The organism is Cognatazoarcus halotolerans, assembly GCF_009800965.1.
Classification (GTDB): Bacteria; Pseudomonadota; Gammaproteobacteria; order Burkholderiales; family Rhodocyclaceae; genus Cognatazoarcus; species Cognatazoarcus halotolerans.
Genome location: NZ_WUAF01000002.1, coordinates 220,590 through 238,760 on the forward strand (window position 1 = coordinate 220,590; position 18,171 = coordinate 238,760).

The 18,171-nt window shown below is 61.1% G+C and carries 17 protein-coding genes; 15 read left to right on the top strand and 2 right to left on the bottom strand.

From position 1 onward, the window contains the following. Window positions 1–249: 249 nt before the first annotated feature. Both GQB03_RS03975 and tilS read left to right on the top strand, forming a co-directional pair. Window positions 250–1,218: an acetyl-CoA carboxylase carboxyltransferase subunit alpha gene (locus tag GQB03_RS03975; protein ID WP_159684697.1), complete on the top strand. Its 969-nt coding sequence runs from the start codon at window positions 250–252 to the stop codon at window positions 1,216–1,218. Next, window positions 1,187–2,560, top strand: coding sequence for a tRNA lysidine(34) synthetase TilS (tilS, locus tag GQB03_RS03980; protein ID WP_159684700.1), 1,374 nt, complete (start codon window positions 1,187–1,189; stop codon window positions 2,558–2,560). Before GQB03_RS03975 ends, tilS begins: the two co-directional genes overlap by 32 nt. On the opposite strand, the gene GQB03_RS03985 is transcribed toward tilS, so the two are convergent. Together GQB03_RS03985 and GQB03_RS03990 are read right to left on the bottom strand one after the other, a co-directional pair. Continuing rightward, entirely contained in the window at window positions 2,535–3,161 is a 627-nt protein-coding gene (locus GQB03_RS03985) for a response regulator transcription factor (protein WP_159684702.1), read from the bottom strand. The two genes, tilS and GQB03_RS03985, sit on opposite strands and share 26 nt — an antisense overlap. Beyond that, the gene (locus GQB03_RS03990) at window positions 3,158–5,068 is read right to left on the bottom strand and encodes a sensor histidine kinase (RefSeq protein WP_235026934.1); all 1,911 of its coding nucleotides are present in this window, start codon (window positions 5,066–5,068) and stop codon (window positions 3,158–3,160) included. The genes GQB03_RS03985 and GQB03_RS03990 overlap by 4 nt, the downstream gene beginning before the upstream one ends. A gap of 275 nt (window positions 5,069–5,343) precedes the next feature. On the opposite strand from GQB03_RS03990, the gene GQB03_RS03995 reads away from it, so the two are divergent. From GQB03_RS03995 to hfq, 13 genes are all read left to right on the top strand, one after another. Continuing rightward, complete coding sequence (locus GQB03_RS03995) at window positions 5,344–6,348, top strand: TRAP transporter substrate-binding protein (RefSeq protein WP_159684707.1); 1,005 nt, start codon at window positions 5,344–5,346, stop codon at window positions 6,346–6,348. A gap of 280 nt (window positions 6,349–6,628) precedes the next feature. Further along, the gene (locus GQB03_RS04000) at window positions 6,629–7,342 is read left to right on the top strand and encodes a TRAP transporter small permease (protein ID WP_159685265.1); all 714 of its coding nucleotides are present in this window, start codon (window positions 6,629–6,631) and stop codon (window positions 7,340–7,342) included. A 3-nt stretch (window positions 7,343–7,345) separates the two neighbouring features. Next, complete coding sequence (locus GQB03_RS04005; protein WP_159684710.1) at window positions 7,346–8,629, top strand: TRAP transporter large permease; 1,284 nt, start codon at window positions 7,346–7,348, stop codon at window positions 8,627–8,629. Between the two features lie 138 nt (window positions 8,630–8,767). Next, window positions 8,768–9,193: a nucleoside-diphosphate kinase gene (ndk, locus tag GQB03_RS04010; protein ID WP_159685269.1), complete on the top strand. Its 426-nt coding sequence runs from the start codon at window positions 8,768–8,770 to the stop codon at window positions 9,191–9,193. Between the two features lie 84 nt (window positions 9,194–9,277). Next, a complete protein-coding gene (gene rlmN / locus GQB03_RS04015) occupies window positions 9,278–10,390 on the top strand; it encodes a 23S rRNA (adenine(2503)-C(2))-methyltransferase RlmN (RefSeq protein ID WP_159684712.1) in 1,113 nt (370 codons plus the stop codon). Next, window positions 10,387–11,184: a type IV pilus biogenesis/stability protein PilW gene (gene pilW / locus GQB03_RS04020; protein ID WP_159684715.1), complete on the top strand. Its 798-nt coding sequence runs from the start codon at window positions 10,387–10,389 to the stop codon at window positions 11,182–11,184. The genes rlmN and pilW overlap by 4 nt, the downstream gene beginning before the upstream one ends. After that, a complete protein-coding gene (locus GQB03_RS04025) occupies window positions 11,181–12,107 on the top strand; it encodes a RodZ domain-containing protein (RefSeq protein ID WP_235026935.1) in 927 nt (308 codons plus the stop codon). Before pilW ends, GQB03_RS04025 begins: the two co-directional genes overlap by 4 nt. Before the next feature lie 3 nt (window positions 12,108–12,110). Continuing rightward, complete coding sequence (gene ispG, locus GQB03_RS04030) at window positions 12,111–13,373, top strand: flavodoxin-dependent (E)-4-hydroxy-3-methylbut-2-enyl-diphosphate synthase (RefSeq protein ID WP_159684718.1); 1,263 nt, start codon at window positions 12,111–12,113, stop codon at window positions 13,371–13,373. A 27-nt stretch (window positions 13,374–13,400) separates the two neighbouring features. After that, window positions 13,401–14,693 (top strand): histidine--tRNA ligase, encoded by a 1,293-nt coding sequence (gene hisS, locus GQB03_RS04035; protein ID WP_159684721.1) that lies wholly within the window; start codon window positions 13,401–13,403, stop codon window positions 14,691–14,693. Beyond that, on the top strand, window positions 14,680–15,324 hold the full coding sequence (locus GQB03_RS04040; RefSeq protein ID WP_159684724.1) for a YfgM family protein: 645 nt from the start codon (window positions 14,680–14,682) through the stop codon (window positions 15,322–15,324). Before hisS ends, GQB03_RS04040 begins: the two co-directional genes overlap by 14 nt. Then, window positions 15,321–16,463, top strand: a complete 1,143-nt coding sequence (gene bamB / locus GQB03_RS04045; RefSeq protein WP_235026936.1) for an outer membrane protein assembly factor BamB — start codon at window positions 15,321–15,323, stop codon at window positions 16,461–16,463. The genes GQB03_RS04040 and bamB overlap by 4 nt, the downstream gene beginning before the upstream one ends. 15 nt (window positions 16,464–16,478) lie before the next feature. Next, window positions 16,479–17,813, top strand: a complete 1,335-nt coding sequence (gene der, locus GQB03_RS04050; RefSeq protein ID WP_159684727.1) for a ribosome biogenesis GTPase Der — start codon at window positions 16,479–16,481, stop codon at window positions 17,811–17,813. Between the two features lie 107 nt (window positions 17,814–17,920). Beyond that, window positions 17,921–18,163, top strand: coding sequence for an RNA chaperone Hfq (gene hfq / locus GQB03_RS04055; protein ID WP_159684730.1), 243 nt, complete (start codon window positions 17,921–17,923; stop codon window positions 18,161–18,163). The last annotated feature ends 8 nt before the right edge of the window (window positions 18,164–18,171 follow it).

Here is an 18,171-nt window from a genome sequence, read left to right on the forward strand (position 1 = left end):
TCGGAAAAGAGCGATTATAGAGCGTCGCGGCGGCAAACCAGAATGCGAAATGGGGGCTATGGCCTTCGGGAGCGAGGCGTTAAGATTCGTCGACGCGATGTGCGCGGGATCGCGAACATGGGCGCTCGGGCACCGGAAATCATTGCCATTCAATGTGCTGCAGGTGGCGTTGGCGACTGGTTCGAACGCCTGGTAGCCAGCGCTCACGCTCGGTGTAGAATGGCGCCCTTTGTTGCAGGAAACTCCTGGATGAAAACCACTTTCCTCGATTTTGAGCAGCCGATCGCCGAACTTGAAGCAAAGATCGAAGAGCTTCGCTTCGTGCAGGACGATTCGGCGGTCGATATTTCCGAGGAGATTGTCCGCCTCGAGAGCAAGAGTCAGACGCTGACCAAGGATATATACGCCAAGCTCTCCCCCTGGCAGATCGCCCAGGTCGCACGTCACCCCCAGCGGCCCTACACCCTCGACTACATCCAGCACATCTTCACCGATTTCGAGGAGCTGCACGGAGACCGTTCGTTTGCCGACGACAAGGCGATCGTAGGTGGTCTGGCACGCTTCAATGGACAGTCATGCGTGGTGATCGGCCACCAGAAAGGGCGCGATACCAAGGAAAAGATTCACCGGAATTTCGGCATGCCGCGGCCCGAGGGTTACCGCAAGGCGCTCAAGCTGATGCGTCTCGCAGAAAAATTCGGTCTCCCGGTCTTCACCTTCGTCGATACTCCGGGAGCCTATCCCGGCATCGGAGCCGAAGAGCGCGGCCAATCGGAGGCGATCGGCCGGAATCTCTACGTGATGGCCGAGCTCAAGGTGCCGATCGTGTGCACCATCATCGGTGAGGGTGGGTCGGGCGGGGCGCTAGCCATTGCGGTGGGAGACCAGGTCCAGATGCTGCAATATTCGACCTACTCGGTGATTTCGCCGGAGGGGTGTGCCTCGATCCTCTGGAAGAGTGCCGAAAAGGCACCGGAAGCCGCCGAAACCATGGGTATCACCGCTGCGCGGCTTAAATCGCTGGGGCTCATCGACAAGATCGTGAATGAGCCGGTTGGCGGTGCTCACCGTGATTATCGTGCCATGAGCCAGAGCTTGCGACGGGCGCTTTCCGACGCGCTGCGGTCTTTTGCCGACCTGACGCCGTCCCAGCTGGTTGACCGACGCTTTGATCGCCTGATGGCGTATGGCAAGTTCAAGGAAGCCGCGGTCCGCTGACGATCCGCTTGCTGCCGTCGCGGCTTCGATTGCGCGTCATGTGGCGCCTGGGGCGCGGCTGTGCGTCGGGCTGTCCGGTGGCGTCGATTCGGTGGTCTTGCTGCATCTTCTGAATGATCTCCGAAAACGTCGGGATCTTTCCGTCACAGCTGCTCATGTGCATCACGGCTTGAGCCCTTCGGCTGATCATTGGGCGGCCTTCTGCTCCGGGCTTTGCGAGCGTCTCGACATCCCGATTCGACATTTCAAGGTCAGATTGCCGGTCTCTCCTGCCGACGGTGTCGAGGCAGCGGCGCGCAGCGCCCGCTATGCGGCATTTTCGCGGCTTGAGGCGGATTGGCTGGCTCTCGGCCACCATCGCGACGATCAGGCTGAGACGGTGCTGTTCAGGTTGTTTCGGGGGGCCGGCGCCCGAGGAATGTCGGGGATTGCCGAGGTGGAGCGGCGCACCGATGGCATGTCCTTGTTGCGGCCGATGCTGGGCGTCGATCGTGCCGCGATTCTTTCCTGGGCGCGTGATCGCGGCCTCGACTGGATCGAGGATGAGAGCAATGCGGATCTGCGCTTTACCCGCAATTTCCTGCGCAAATCCGTGTTGCCGCTCGTGCAGGAACGCTTTCCCGCAGCTGTTTCCAGTATCTGTCGTGCCGCTGATCATCTGCGCGAAAGCCAGGGTCTGCTCGATGAGCTTGCGGTCATCGATTGGCGGGCGGTCTGCGCTGATGAGGCCATGCGCTTCGACGCGCTGCTTCGGCTGCCGGAGGAACGTCAGCGTAATCTGATCCGCTGGGCGCTTCGCGCCATGGGTTTGCCGGCACCTGACGACGCCGACCTTCGTGAAGCGGTCCGCCAACTGGGTGCCCTGGGTGCCGGACAGCCTCTGCACTACGCCCTCGGGCAGGCGTGGTTATGTCGCTATCGGAACACCGTGTGGCTCGAGGAGATCGTCGATTCGTCCGCGACGACGGTCCCGTGGTGCGGTATCGAACGTCTGCGATGGGGGGGCGACGAGGTCGTGTTCGAACGCGTGCGCGGCGCAGGCGTCCGATTTTCCTGCCTCGACGGGCGTTTGGTCCTGCTGGATCGCCGTCGTCCGGGCGACCGCATGCAGCTTGCGGCCGGGCGTCCGCATCGCAGCATCAAGAATCTGGTTCAGGAGGCAGGGATTCCCCCCTGGCTGCGAGATGCGATGCCGGTGCTGAGGGTGGATGGTGTGCCGGTGTGGATCGGCGGCGTGGGGGTTGCGCATGATTACGCCTGCCCGCCCGGTGAGGATGGGTTGCTTCCTTCGTGGCTCAGGTCGGGAGCTGCGGGGATCAGTCTTCGGCCTGGCCAGGCATGAGGCCGGTCGAAGAGAGTTGCTGGGCCAGTTCCACCGCTGAGCGGACCCCCATCTTCTCGAATACCCGTGCACGGTGCACCTCGACCGTACGCATCGAAATCGACAGCTCGTCGGCGATGACCTTGTTGAACTTGCCGGCGAGGATCTGATCCATCACCTCGCGCTCGCGCGCGGTGAGCTGGGCGAGTTGGGCGATGACGTTCTCTCGGGTTGCCTTGATCTGTTGGCTGCGGGCATCGGCATCGAGTGCATTGACCACGATGTCGACGAGATCGTTGTCGTTGAAGGGTTTCTCGACGAAGTCGAAAGCGCCGTTCTTGATCGCCGAAACTGCCATCGGCACGTCGCCGTGACCGGTCAGGAAGATTATCGGCAACTGGCAGTCCTTCTGGCGAAGTGCGTCGAAGCAAGCCAGACCGCTCATTCCGCCCATGCGGATGTCAAGCACGATGCAGCCGCGCCAGTCGGCCTGCCATTCGGACAGAAACGCTTCGCCCGAAGACCAGCTCCGGCAGGCCACGCCGCGTGTCTCGAACAGCCAGGCCAGTGCATCGCGGATGGCTTCGTCGTCGTCGACGATGTGCGCCAGGGTTTCGCTCATTCTTCGTCCGCCGGTAACCAGAACGTGAAAACTGTACCACCGTCCAATGCTGCCTCGAAAACGAGCGTTCCGCGGTGTGATTCGATGATCGATCGGCAGATGTTGAGCCCCATGCCCATACCCTCGGTCTTGGTCGTGAAGAAAGGTTCGAAGAGTCGTTCGGCGGTTTCAGGAGGAATGCCGCGGCCACGATCCCTGACACTGACTTCGACGCCGTTCTCGCGCCTGCCGATCGATACGTCCAGGCGTCGCAGATCAAGCGGAATGTCCCGCATCGCATCCATGCCGTTGCGGATCAGGTTGACCAGGACCTGTTCGATCATCACCGGATCGATCCGTACGTGGGTCGGGCCCTCCGCCGCAGTGAAGGTTACCTCGATGTTCCGTTTTCTTGAATCCGGCTCCACGAGGCCTATCGCCTCGGTGACGAGCTGGTTCAGGTCGATGCGCTCTACCTTTGGTTCGCTGCGGCGGACGAAGTCGTGGACCCGGCGGATGATCTGACCGGCACGCTGCGCCTGCTTGCCCAGTTTGCCAAGAATCGTGAGCAGCTCTTCCGGGTTGGCCTGGTTGTTGGCGAGTCGATTCATGCAGCCCGTGTTGTAGCTCGCGATCGCCGCCAGTGGTTGGTTGAGTTCATGCGCCAGCGTTGAGGCCATCTCGCCCATGGTGATGAGGCGTGACGTAGCGTGCAGCCGCTCTTCCTGCTGGCGGGCCATCGTCTCTATGCGTTTCTGCTCGGTGATGTCGAGCACGGAGCCCATCCATCCGGTCTGATTGCCGTGCGCGTCGATCAGCGGCGCCTCGAATATCATTGCGTCGAGCCGCTCGCCATTGCGTCGCCGTAGCCGCACCTCGACACCCCGGTCGCCGGCGTGGGGGTGGGACAGGATGTATTCGTGAAGGCTTTTGGTGCGGCCGAGTTCGTCCGGATCCCAGTAGGGCATGGGCGGTTTGCGCCCCAGCAGTTCCGATTCCGAATACCCCACCATCTGACAGAACGCCGGGTTCGCATAGATCATGCGACCTTCCATGTCGCGCGCGCGCAGTCCGGTCAGTAGTGAATCTTCCATGGCACGCCGGAACGCATAGGCTTCATGCAGGGCGTGTTCGGCCTGCTGGCGCCTTATCACATGCAACCTCAGGCGCCAGACACTCCACATGATGCCGGCTGCGAGCAGCAGGATCGAGGCGCCCAGCAGGATCGGAATCCAGCGCACTTCGCCGCGGTACGTGGTGATCTTGAGCACCAGCCCACGACCGGGTGGGTCGAGCGGGATGGTGTAATCGAGCCCGTGCGCAAGAATCGCGGCCTTCGATTTCGACACGATTTCCTGGCCGGTCGGATCGTTCACGCTGACCCGGTATTTTTCCGAGAACCACCACGGAACCTCGCTGTTGATGAGCGCCCGAAGGGACTGCACGCCAACGATCACGCCGGCGAACTCGCCGTCTCGAAAGTGCGGCACGTAGACCTCGAAATAGGCGTCATCGCCGAGCACCTGGTAGGCAGGACCGTAGACAGGTCGGCCACTGACCCGGGCGAGCCTGAACAGGGATGCGGCCGGTGTCGCGTCCTCGGTTTCTCCGATTCGCTGGGTTTCGCCCATTGCCGGAAGAGCGCCGCGGATATCCCCGTTGCGGTCCATCCAGATAACCTGGACGACTGGATTGTCGGGTTGCAGCAAGCGCTGCATTTGTGCCCGTGCGCTGGCGCTCGGTCTTGCGTCGTCGAGTAGCCCCGGGCCCAGCTGAGCGAGTAGCTCCGTACCCTTTTCAAGGTGAAAACGCAGGTTCTGTTCCATCCAGAGCACGTCGCTGATCAGCGTTGCGCGTTGATCTTCCTCGTCGTAGTTGCGTATCAGCAATACCAGTGCCGCGATGGCCATCAGGAAGAGTGCCAGCATCAAATATGGCAGGCGCCATCGCCAGGTTGTGGCGATGGATCCGCTCGGGATAACTTGATTCATCCTGGGGGCTGGAGGGAATGTCGGAGCTGAAATGGTAACCCGAGCTTCACCGCGGCTGTCGCCCGCCGTGCCGGTGTATCGGACATCCACAATAGGCTTGACGCCGTCGGCAGGTCATACTTGCGATCAGGGCTGCTGGAAAGTGGTTCGATTGCCGATGGCGACGTCCATCTGGCAAATGACTAATCTAAGGTTGGTAGGAGGAGAGACTAATGAAAATTCGTGCCTTGATTGTTGGGCTTGCCGCACTCGGGTTCGCGGCAGCCGTTTCCGCTGCAGATCCCATCGTGATCAAGTTCAGCCACGTTGTGGCAACGGACACCCCGAAAGGCAAAGGCGCCGAAAAGTTCAAGGAACTCGCCGAGAAATACACCAAGGGTGCGGTCAAGGTAGAGGTCTATGCAAACAGCACGCTCTACAAGGACAAGGAGGAAATGGAAGCCTTGCAACTGGGGGCCGTCCAGATGGTCGCGCCGTCGCTCGCCAAGTTCGGTCCGCTCGGCGTGCGAACCTTCGAAGTGTTCGATCTGCCCTACATTTTCGATAACGCGGCGGAGCTCCACAAGGTCACCACCGGCCCGGTGGGCAAGAAGCTGTTTGATTCCCTCGAGCCGAAAGGCATCAAGGGGCTTGCATACTGGGATAACGGCTTCAAGGTATTTTCGGCCAACACGCCACTTCACAAGGTCGAGGATTACAAGGGTCTGAAGATGCGCATCCAGTCGTCGAAAGTGCTCGACGAGCAGATGCGTGCCCTCAAGGCGCTCCCGCAGGTGATGGCCTTCTCAGAGGTCTATCAGGCCCTCCAGACCGGCGTGGTTGACGGTACCGAGAATCCGCCATCCAATCTCTATACCCAGAAAATGTACGAAGTGCAGAAGCATGTGACGCTCTCCGATCACGGCTATCTGGGCTACGCCGTGATCACCAACAAGAAGTTCTGGGACGGGTTGCCGGGCGATGTCCGTGGCGAGCTCGAGAAAGCGATGGCCGAAGCTACGGAATACGCGAACAGCATTGCGAAGGACGAGAATGTGAAGGCCATGGCAGCGGTGAAAGCCTCAGGCAAGACCGAGGTCTATACGCTGACTCCGGAAGAGCGCAAGGAGCTCAAGAAGGCCCTCTATCCGGTGCATGCGAAGATGGCATCACGTATTGGCAAGGAAACGATTGATGCGGTCTATCAGGCGACAGGCTTCGATCCGAACAAGATGTAAGGTGCAGTGAGCGCCTGGAAACGAGAAACCCGCCGCTGGCGGGTTTTTTGTTCCGTCTTCGATAATCAGGATGTAAGCGTTGTTTGTCAGCAATACGCTTTAGGTTGTTGTTTTTTAAAAGGGTTCGGAAATTACGTATTGAGAACGGAAGGGCATTCTCATATCGTACGAGTGGCCCTGAAAAGGACTGAACAATGTAGTAGCGGCAATCGGTCGACGTTCTTCGATCACCGGATTCCAATAAGTCGCGCGGCCCGCCGCGCTGGGAGGAGAGCCCATGTTGATGAAGCTGATAGATCGCCTCGAGGAGACAATCATTGCCTCCCTGATAGCGATCTCCACCTTGGTTATTTTCGTGGCGGTGGTCCACCGCTACATGTCGGGTTTCGACATACCTGTAGTGCAGGACTGGATGCTGGAGCAGGATCTGGGCTGGGCCCAGGAGTTCTGCATCATTCTTTTCGTGTGGATGGCAAAGTTCGGCGCCGCATACGGCGTGCGAACCGGTATTCACGTGGGAGTAGACGTGCTGATCAACAAGCTCGAGGGTGGCAAGCGGACCTTCTTCGTGCAGCTCGGGCTCGCCTGCGGAGTGCTCTTCACTGCGGTGATCGCTTATTTCGGCGTGACCTTCGTGTGGGAGAACGGCATGGCCTACGAGACCCTCACGTGGCTCGGCAAGGATGTGGGCGATCATTTCGAAGGGCCGATCACGCCTGATCTCGAATGGCCGACCTGGATCGTGTATTCGGCGGTGCCGCTTGGTTCGGCGCTGATGTGTTTCCGTTTCATTCAGGTGATGGTGCAGTTTGCGCGCACGGGCGAGCTGCCCTCCCATGATCACGGGCATGTCGAGGGGCTCGACGACGAGACCGAGTCCCTGGGTGTCGGAGAAGCGATCGAGATCGCCGAGGAGATCGAGCACGGTCATGCCGGCAAGAGTGACGAACAGTGGGCGCGCGAACATGGCAAGCGTCCGGGCAAGGAGGGCTGATCGATGAATGCCGCAATTCTTTTTGGAATGCTGATCGTTCTGATGGCGGTCGGCATGCCGGTCGGTGTCGCGCTCGGCCTCACGGTGCTGGGCTTCATGGCCGGGTTCACTTCGGTTCCGGTCGAGTCGGTGGCGCTGAAGATGTTCACCGGTATCGAGAAGTTCGAGATCATGGCGATCCCGTTCTTCATCCTGGCGGGCAACTTCCTCACCAGTGGCGGCGTTGCCCGGCGGATGATCAATTTCGCGACCGCGATGGTCGGGCACATCACGGGCGGGCTGGGCATGTCGGCGGTGCTCGCCTGTGCGCTGTTCGCCGCAGTCTCCGGTTCAAGCCCCGCGACGGTGGTGGCGATCGGCTCGATCTTGATCCCGGCCATGCTGAAACAGGGGTTCTCGCTGCGCTTCGCTGCCGGATCGGTTGCTTCGGCGGGTGGTCTCGGCATCTTGATTCCCCCTTCGATCGTGATGGTCATGTACGCAGTGACCACCAACTCCTCGATCGGCGCGTTGTTCATGGCCGGCGTGGTTCCGGGGATATTGCTCGCAGTGATGCTCGGCGTGGCGACCTGGTGGCAGGCGAAGAAACACGGCTTTCCGCGTGGGCCGAAAGAGTCCTGGAGTGCTCGGTGGCGTTATTTCCGCGAGGCGATCTGGGGTCTTCTGCTGATCGTGGTGGTCATGGGCGGCATCTACTCGGGGATCTTCACTGCCACCGAAGCTGCGGCAATGAGTGCGGTGTATGCCTTCGTGATCGCGATGTTCGTGTACAAGGATTTGACCTGGAAGCACATTCCCAAGGTCCTGCTCGACTCGGCCAACATGAGTTCGATGCTGCTCTTCATCATTGCCAGTGCGGTTCTGTTCTCGTTCATCCTCACTTCCGAGCAGATTCCGCAGCGTATGGCCGAGATGATCGTGCAGAGCGGGCTGGGTCCGATCGGATTCCTCGTCGTGGTGAATATCCTGCTGCTGCTCGCCGGCAATATCATGGAGCCGTCTTCGATCATCCTCATTCTTGCGCCGATCCTGTTTCCGGTGGCAGTCGCATTGGGGATCGATCCGATTCACTTCGGCGTCATCGTGACGGTGAACATGGAAATCGGCATGATCACCCCGCCGGTCGGCCTGAACCTGTTCGTGGCGAGCGGCATCACACGGGCTGGCATGACCGAGATGACGATGGCGGTTCTGCCCTGGCTTTACACCATGCTGGTGTTCCTGATCCTGGTGACCTATATCCCCGAGATCTCGCTGGCCCTGCCCAGGGCGTTGGGAATGCTCTGAGCGAAAGCGGATGGTTCGTCCCTTGTATTGCCCGGCCTCGTGCCGGGCATTTTTTTATCGCATCGGGCGTATCCGCCTTTTGCTGCTAAAATGGCGCGTTACGCTAAGTGTGGTTTTCTGTCCATTCCGGAGTTTTTCATGGCAATCGAACGTACCCTTTCAATCATCAAGCCCGATGCAGTCGCCAAGAACGTGATCGGCAAGATCTATCAGCGTTTTGAAGATGCCGGCCTGAAGATCATCGCCTCGAAGATGGCGCATCTGTCCGAGCGCGAAGCGGGCGAATTCTACGCGGTGCACAAGGCCCGGCCCTTCTACAAGGATCTGGTGTCCTTCATGACCTCGGGTCCGGTGATGATCCAGGTGCTGGAAGGCGAGAATGCCATTGCCAAGAATCGTGAACTGATGGGTGCAACCAACCCCAAAGAGGCCGCTGCCGGTACCATCCGTGCCGACTTCGCCGATTCGATCGATGCCAACGCGGTGCATGGCTCGGATGCGCCCGAAACTGCCGCGGTCGAAGTGGCCTTTTTCTTTCCGGCGATGAACGTCTATTCGCGCTGAACTTCCAGCCCGCGGGGTCCCTCGCAGCGTCGGCCCGGCAGTTCGGGCCGATTGCGTTATGGGGCTCCGGAGCAAGGTCTGGTGATGCCGGTCAATCTTCTCGATTTCGATATGGACGGTCTCGTCGCGTGGTTTGCCACGATGGGCGAGAAGCCGTTTCGCGCGCGGCAGGTGATGCGTTGGGTGCATCGCGAGGGCTGCGCCGACTTTGCGCAGATGACCGACGTTGCCAAATCGCTTCGTGCCCGGCTCGAGCGTGATGCGGCCATCGTTGCGCCACAGCCGATTCGTGACGCCATCTCGACCGACGGCACCCGTAAATGGTTGCTCGACGTCGGCAATCGCAATGCGGTCGAGGCCGTCTTCATACCCGAAGCCCGTCGCGGTACGCTGTGTATTTCGTCGCAGGCCGGCTGTGCGCTGGACTGTTCGTTCTGCTCGACCGGTAAGCAGGGCTTCAATCGCAACCTCACGGCAGGCGAAATCGTTGGTCAGCTGTGGCTGGCCAATCGGCTGCTCGGAGCCGTGGCGGATCCGGATGGGGAGGGCGAGCGCGTCATCAGTAACGTGGTGATGATGGGCATGGGCGAACCGCTGGCGAATTTCGACAACGTCGTCACTGCGTTGCAGGTAATGCTGGATGATCATGCCTACGGCCTTTCGCGCCGCCGCGTGACGGTCTCGACTTCGGGCATCGTGCCAGCCATGGATCGGCTGCGCGACGCTTGCCCGGTCGCACTGGCGGTCTCGCTCCATGCGCCGAATGACGGATTGCGCGACAAGCTCGTGCCGATCAATCAGAAGTATCCGCTCAAGGAACTGCTGGCCGCGTGCAATCGCTACCTCGAGCGGGCGCCGCGTGATTTCATCACTTTCGAGTATGTGATGCTCGAAGGCGTGAATGACCACGACAGCCACGCACGCGAACTCGTCGCGATTGCGCGCGAGGTTTCGTGCAAGTACAACCTGATACCCTTCAATCCGTTTCCCAATTCCGGTTACCGACGCTCGTCGCCCGAACGCATTCGCCGTTTTTCGCGCATCCTTGCCGATGCCGGCATCGTGACCACGACGCGCAAGACGAGGGGCGATGACGTCGATGCGGCCTGCGGGCAGCTGGCGGGTCAGGTATTGGACAAGACCCGACGTACCGCTGAGGGGCGGCCGGTCGTGAAGATCACCGAGGAGCGTCGATGAAGCGTCAACTGCTGTCAATCCTTGGGGTGCTGCTGCTTGCGGGCTGTGCCACGCAGGGCGGGGGTGGAGTCTCGACAGAGTCGAATATCCAGCGACCTGTGTCGGAGTTGCCTGCCACGAACGAACGGCAGGCTGGCGCAAAGATTCATGTAGACCTTGGAACCGCGTATTTCAAGGCCGGTCGATTCGGTGTGGCGCTCGATGAGGCGCGCGTTGCGCAGGCGTTCGACCCAGCGTATGCGCCGGTCTATCACCTTTTCGGCCAGATCTACATGTATCTCGATGACAAGCTTGCGGCACGCGAGAACCTCGAAAGGGCCGCAAATCTTGCTCCCGGGGATCCGGAGATCAACAACACGTACGGATGGTTCCTGTGTGCCTCGGGTGAAGAGCAGGCGGGGATCGAGCGGCTGGTCCGCGTCGTCCGCAATCCGTACTACCGTACGCCGACCCGTCCGTACACCAACGCCGGGTTGTGCTATCTCCGCCTGAAGGACGATCAGGCTGCGGAGCGGCAGTTCCTGCTCGCAGTGCAGACGGATCCGTCGAACACGCTCGCCCTCTATCATCTGGCCTCGCTCGCATACCAGCGCGGCGCCTACGATGTTGCCAACGGCTATTTGCAGAATCTTCAGCAGCAGGCGGTCCCGACGGCCGAGTCGCTGCTTCTCGGGGCCCGAATCGCACGCAAGCTCGGGAACCAGGAGAATGAAGCGAGCTTTGCGACCCAGCTGCGCAGCCGCTTTCCTACGTCGAAAGAGTACGAGATTTACAGCAAGGAAAAGTCACGGTGAACGAGGTGCACAATCCTCAGGGGACGGGTAGCGAAGAGTATGCCGTCATGCCGCCGATCGGATACACGCTGCGCGCGGCGCGCGAAGCCCGTGGAGAGACTCTTCAGGACGTCGCGGCTTCGCTGAAGCTGACCGGGCGCCAGGTGGAGGCGCTAGAGACGGACCGCTTCGACCTTCTCCCGGGGCGCGCTTTTGCGAGGGGATTCCTGCGCAACTATGCGCGCCATCTTCATCTGGATCCCGCGCCGTTGTTGGCTGCCCTCGATGAGCAGGCGGCGGGCGATGCAATGGATCTCGCGCCGGTCTCAAACGCCGTGGGGACGATGCCTTCGTCAGGTGAGCGCCTGCGGCCCTCGTCGCTGCCGGTGGCGCTGATCGCATTTGGGCTGTTCCTGGTCGTACTGGCTGGCTGGTACTTCAACTGGTTTCAGCAGCCTGCTCCGCAGGACGAGGTGGTTGCTCAAGAGACCTTGTTGCCGCCCGAGCCCACGGCGCTGGATTCGCCCGCCGCAGGGCCCGATACCGTGTCGCCCACGGTGGTCGCGGGTGCCGGCGATGCCGAAGGGGCACTCCCGGCGGGTGTGGCGCCGTCAGTGGAAGGCAGTGTTCAAGGGGGGGCGGTGTCAACGACACCTGCTGCGGGTGCCGCGGCGCTTGAAGAAAAACCCGCGGCCGGAGCGGCTGCAGGCGATCGGCTCGATTTCCGCTTCGAGCGCGAGGCTTGGTTCGAGGTCAGGGATGCCGATGGCAAGGTGCTGTTTTCGGGAACCGGGCGCGAGGGTACGGCGAAGGAAGTAATCGGCAAGGCGCCGTTCAAGCTGGTGGTCGGTAACGCCCGCTATGTGAAACTCGAGCACAACGGACGTGAGATCGACATGATCCCGCACATTCGTGTCACGGTCGCGCGTTTCAAGGTTGAGTGAATTATGTCGGTCAGCGATCTTGAAGTAAGCAGAGGGCAGCCCTCGGCTCGTCGTTCCACCCGTACGGTGCGGGTTGGGCGGGTGGCCATCGGTTCGGGGGCGCCTGTCGTTGTGCAGTCGATGACCAATACCGATACGGCGGATCATATCGCCACTGCGATCCAGATCGCCCAGCTGGCCCGTGCCGGTTCGGAACTCGTGCGTATCACTGTAAATAACGAGGATGCTGCGGCTGCGGTGCCGCGAATCCGCGATCAGCTGGAGCGCATGGGTGTCGATGTGCCGCTGGTCGGCGATTTTCATTACAACGGCCACAAGCTTCTGACGGATCACCCGGCCTGCGCCGAGGCGCTTGCCAAGCTGCGCATTAATCCGGGTAACGTCGGCGCGGGTGTCAAGCGGGACACCCAGTTCGCGAGCATCATCGAAATTGCCTGTAAATACGACAAACCGGTTCGCATCGGTGTGAACTGGGGCAGTCTCGATCAGTCCGTACTGGCCAGGATCATGGACGGAAATGCCAAGCGGGCGGTGCCGCGCGATGCCGGTGCGGTGATGCGCGAGGCCTTGGTCACTTCGGCGCTCGAGTCGGCGGCGAAGGCCGAGGAGTACGGGCTTGCCGGCGACAGGATCATCCTCTCGGCGAAAGTGTCGAGCGTGCAGGATCTCATCGCGGTGTACCGTGATCTTTCGGCGCGTTCCGATTATCCGCTCCACCTCGGGCTGACCGAGGCGGGTATGGGGTCGAAGGGAATCGTCGCTTCTACTGCGGCCCTGGCGGTCCTGCTCCAGGAAGGTATCGGTGACACGATCCGCATCTCGCTCACCCCCGAGCCGGGCGGCGCGCGCACCCAGGAGGTCGTGGTGGCGCAGGAGATCCTGCAGACCATGGGATTGCGGGCGTTTACCCCGATGGTGACGGCTTGCCCGGGCTGCGGCCGCACGACCAGTACCTTCTTCCAGGAGCTGGCTTCCGAGGTCCAGACCTACGTGCGCGACAAGATGCCGATTTGGCGGGATCGATACGATGGCGTTGAGAACATGACGCTGGCGGTCATGGGCTGCGTGGTGAACGGGCCGGGCGAGAGCAAACACGCCAATATCGGCATTTCACTGCCAGGTACGGGCGAGACGCCTGCAGCACCGGTATTCGAGGATGGTGTCAAGACGGTGACATTGCGCGGCGAGAAGATCGCCAGCGAATTCGTCTCGATCATCGAAGCCTATGTCGACAGAACCTATCAGAAGAAGAACGTTACGGCCTGAGTCGCCGCAAACGTATCCGGGAGCCACATGAGTCAAACGATACAGGCCGTGCGCGGGATGAACGATATCCTGCCCGACGAGGCGGAAGCCTGGGAGCAGTTCGAGGAATTGATCCGCGACTGGTTGAGTGCCTATGGTTATCGCCCTATCCGCATGCCGATCGTCGAGCCGACGCCGCTTTTCAAACGCGCCATCGGCGAGGTGACGGATATCGTCGAGAAGGAGATGTACTCCTTCGAGGACGCTCTCAATGGCGAGTTGCTTACGTTGCGTCCGGAAGGCACGGCGTCATGCGTGCGCGCGGCGATCCAGCACAAGATGCTCTTCGCCGGCCCGCAGCGCCTTTATTACCACGGGCCGATGTACCGTCACGAGCGCCCGCAGAAAGGACGTTATCGCCAGTTTCATCAGGTCGGGGTCGAGGCACTCGGATTCGAAGGGCCGGACGTGGACGCCGAGCATATTCTGATGTGCGCGCGCCTGTGGGACGATCTCGGGCTCGAGGATATCAGCCTGGAATTGAATTCCCTTGGCAGCAGCGAGGAGCGGGCAAGGCACCGAGAGGCGCTGATTGCCTATCTCGAGCGGCATCAGGAGGCTCTGGACGAGGACGGCAGACGTCGCCTCTATACGAATCCGTTACGCATCCTCGACACGAAGAACCCTGCCTTGCAGGCGCTCGTTGAAGCTGCGCCGCGACTCGTCGATTACCTCGGTGAGGACTCGCTGCGGCATTTCGAAGGCGTGCAGGTGGTGCTCAAGGATGCGGGCATTCCCTTCCGCATCAATCCTCGCCTCGTACGCGGCCTCGATTACTACAATCGTACGGTTTTCGAGTGGGTGACGACACGGCTGGGCGCGCAGGGAACGATCTGTGCAGGTGGTCGCTACGATGGCCTGATCGAGCAACTCGGTGGCAGGCCGGCACCGGCGGCCGGCTTCGCGATGGGGGTCGAGAGGATTCTTGCCCTGTGGCAGGAATCCGGCGGCGAACCGGAGCGGGTTGCCCCCGAAGTCTACGTGGTGCATAGCGGCGAAGCCGCGGGACGACTCGCCTTCCGGGCGGCGGAGGCCTTGCGTGGCCATGGCTTTGCGACCGTACTCCATTGTGGCGGCGGGAGCTTCAAGTCCCAGATGAAGAAAGCAGATGCGAGTGGTGCTCCGTTTGCGCTCGTGATCGGTGACGACGAGGCTGCCGCGGGCGAGGTCACGCTCAAACCGATGCGCGGTGGCGAACAGCGCCGGGTGAGCCTCGATGAGCTCGCTCCGGCTCTGGCAGAACAACTCTTTGCGGTGGATGGTGACGATGGCGGTTTATGACCTGGAAGAACAGGAGCAGATCTCCGAGATCAAGGCCTGGTGGGAAAAATACGGCACGCTGGTAACCGCGGTCGTTCTGGCTGTGGCCCTGTCGTCAGTCGGCTGGCAGGCCTGGAACTGGTATCAGCGGAAGCAGGCCGGTGAGGCCGCGGTGCTCTATGTCACTGCTGTGAATGCGGGTAGCGCGAATGATCCGCAGAAGGTTCGCGAGGCGGCTGGCCAGCTGATCGAGAAACACTCGGGCAGCGCCTATGCGGCGATGGGGGCGCTCATCGCCGGCAAGGTGCAGGCGGAGTCCGGAGACTACAAGAATGCGGCGATTCTCCTGGCTTGGGTCGGCGAGCATGGGGAGAGTCCCGCAATCCGCGACATGGCCCGGTTGCGATTGGCTGCCGTACAGCTGGACGAAGGCAGTTTTGATTCGGCCCTGAAGACACTGGAAGCTTCTCCGGGGGAGGGGTACGCATTGGCCTTTGCCGATCTGAAGGGTGATGTGCTCGCGGCACAGGGCAAGCCGGTCGAGGCCCGCGCTGCCTATGAGGCAGCACTTGCCGTTGCGGCCTCGTCGAGCGACGCGCAGCTGCGGGAACTGCTGCAGGCAAAGATGGATGCATTGGGAGCCTCCAAATGATTCGCCGTCCCGTGATCCCAATGGCCATTGCGGCCGCCGTCGTACTTTCCGCCTGTAGTTCGCTCAATCCGTTTTCCCGCTCTGCGGACAAGCTCACGCCTCTTACGGAGTTCGTTCAGGGTGCGCCGCTCAAGGTCGACTGGCAGGTTGGCCTCGCTGCGGGCCCAATGACGGCACTTCAGCCGGCCGTCTCGGGCGATGCCGTCTTCGCCGCGGGTGGTGATGGTGGTGTCGTCAGGATCGAGGGAGGGCGAACGGTATGGCGGGCCGAGGCAGGGCAGCCGCTTTCCGCCGGGGTAGGTAGTGACGGTCGACTCGCCGTGGTGGTGGGAAGCTCGGGAGAGGTCATCGCGCTCGATGCGGTCAGTGGCACCGTTCGCTGGAAGGTCTCGGTGAGTGCGGAAGTGCTTGCGCCTCCGGCAATCGATAGTGGCGTGGTGGTGATTCGCACCTCCGACAATCGTCTTTTCGGCCTGGCTGAGGAAGACGGCAAGCGTCGCTGGGTCTATCAGCGTGCGACGCCTCCGTTGGCCCTGCGCAGCTATTCCGGCGTGCTTGCACGGGACGGTGTCGCCGTCGCGGGATTCCCGGGCGGCAAGATGGTTGCCGTCAAGTTGTCGAACGGCGGGGCCCTGTGGGAACTGTCGGTTGCGACGCCGCGCGGTTCCACCGAATTGGAGCGGGTCGCCGATGTCGTGGGTACACCCGTCCTGTACCAGCGCACCCTGTGTGCTGCGGCCTACCAGGGGCGGATATCCTGCTTTGACGCGACCAATGGTAACGTCCTGTGGACTCGCGACATTTCTTCTGCCACGGGCATCGATCGAGACGGTAGTCAGCTTTACGTCACGGATGAAAAAGGTGCTGTTCTGGCACTCGATGCGAGCAACGGCGCAAGTATCTGGAAGCAGGAAAAGCTCGCCGGTCGCCGTACTGGACGACCATTGGTGATGGGCAACAATGTCGTCGTCAGCGACGCCGAGGGTTATGTACACCTGCTGCGGCGAGAGGATGGCGGGCTGCTTGCCCGTGTTGCAACCGATGGAAGTCAGGTCCGCTCGGATCCGGTGCGTCTTGGTAGCGATGCGGTCGTGGTGCAGACGGTCAAGGGCGATGTCTATGCGATTTCGTCACGTTGAGCCGGAGCGCACGCGTTGAAACCCACACTGGTTCTTGTCGGACGGCCGAACGTCGGCAAGTCTACCCTGTTCAATCGCCTCACGAAGTCGCGCGATGCTCTGGTCGCGGACCAGCCCGGCCTCACCCGGGATCGTCATTATGGCGTCGGGCGGCTGGGCGATCGTGATTTCCTGGTGGTCGATACCGCGGGTTTCGATCCCGTGGCCAAGGACGGGATCATGCACGAGATGGCGCGGCAGGCCGAACAAGCGATCGCCGAGGCCGATGCGTTGTTGTTCCTCACCGATGGCCGGGTCGGGCTGACGCCGCACGACGAGCAGATCGCTGCCCATCTGCGCCGCTCAGGCCGGCCGGTTTACCTCGTGGTCAACAAGGGCGAAGGGATGAACCGCGGGTTGGTGGCAGCGGAGTTTCATGCACTTGGTCTGGGCGATCCACTGGTGATTTCTTCGGCTCACGGTGACGGCGTGAAGCCGCTGCTGGATCTGGTGTTGGCCGATTTCCCGCGCGAGCCGGACGAAGAGGGAGATGCGTTTGACGGCGGCCCGGCGGTTGCGATCGTTGGACGACCCAATGTCGGCAAGTCGACGCTGATCAATACCCTGCTCGGCGAGGAGCGGGTGATCGCCTTCGACATGCCGGGTACCACCCGGGACGCGATTTCGATTCCCTTCGAGCGCGACGGAAAAAACTACACGCTCATCGATACGGCAGGCCTGCGTCGGCGTGGCAAGGTATTCGAGGCGGTCGAGAAATTCTCGGTGGTGAAGACGCTGCAGGCGATCGAGCGGGCCAATGTCGTGGTGCTGGTACTCGATGCCAGCCAGGATATTTCCGATCAGGACGCGCATATCGCCGGTTTCGTCCTCGATACCGGACGTGCGCTGGTGGTCGCGGTCAACAAGTGGGACGATACCGACGATTACCGGCGTGAGCGGGTCAAGCAGGAAATCAGCAGGAAGCTCGGATTTCTCGGCTTTGCGCGCTTTCACTACGTCTCGGCGCTCAGGGCGCAGGGAATCGCTGGTCTGCTCCGCTCGGTTGACGGGGCTTTTGCCGCCGCGATGGCCAAGTTGTCTACACCCCGCCTGACGCGGGTGTTGCTTGCTGCCGTCGAAAAACAACAGCCCCCGCGCCATGGGGTGTTCCGTCCGAAGCTTCGCTATGCTCACCAGGGTGGAAGTAATCCGCCGATCATCGTGATTCACGGCAATGCCCTGGAGCACGTTGCGACGTCCTACGTTCGCTATCTTGAAAAGAGCTTTATGGAGGCGTTCAAATTGCAGGGGACGCCGTTGCGAATACAATTCAAGACCAGCAACAATCCTTACGCGGCTCGGGAAAACTGACATTCACACCACACCAGGATCAACGTTGAAGCTGCCAAATCCGTTATGTGGCAGTGCAGCGTGAAATCCTTTACATTACGCAGACATATACCAAGAGGTCCAAGACCATGAGCAACAAGGGGCAACTCCTCCAAGACCCGTTTTTGAATACCCTGCGCAGGGAACATATTCCGGTTTCCATCTACCTCGTGAACGGCATCAAATTGCAGGGCCAGATCGAGTCTTTCGACCAGTATGTGGTGCTCCTCAAGAATACGGTTACCCAGATGGTATACAAACACGCGATTTCGACGGTGGTGCCAGCCCGTCCGGTCAACATCCAGCATGATCAGGGTGAAGGCAATTCCTGATTTGATGA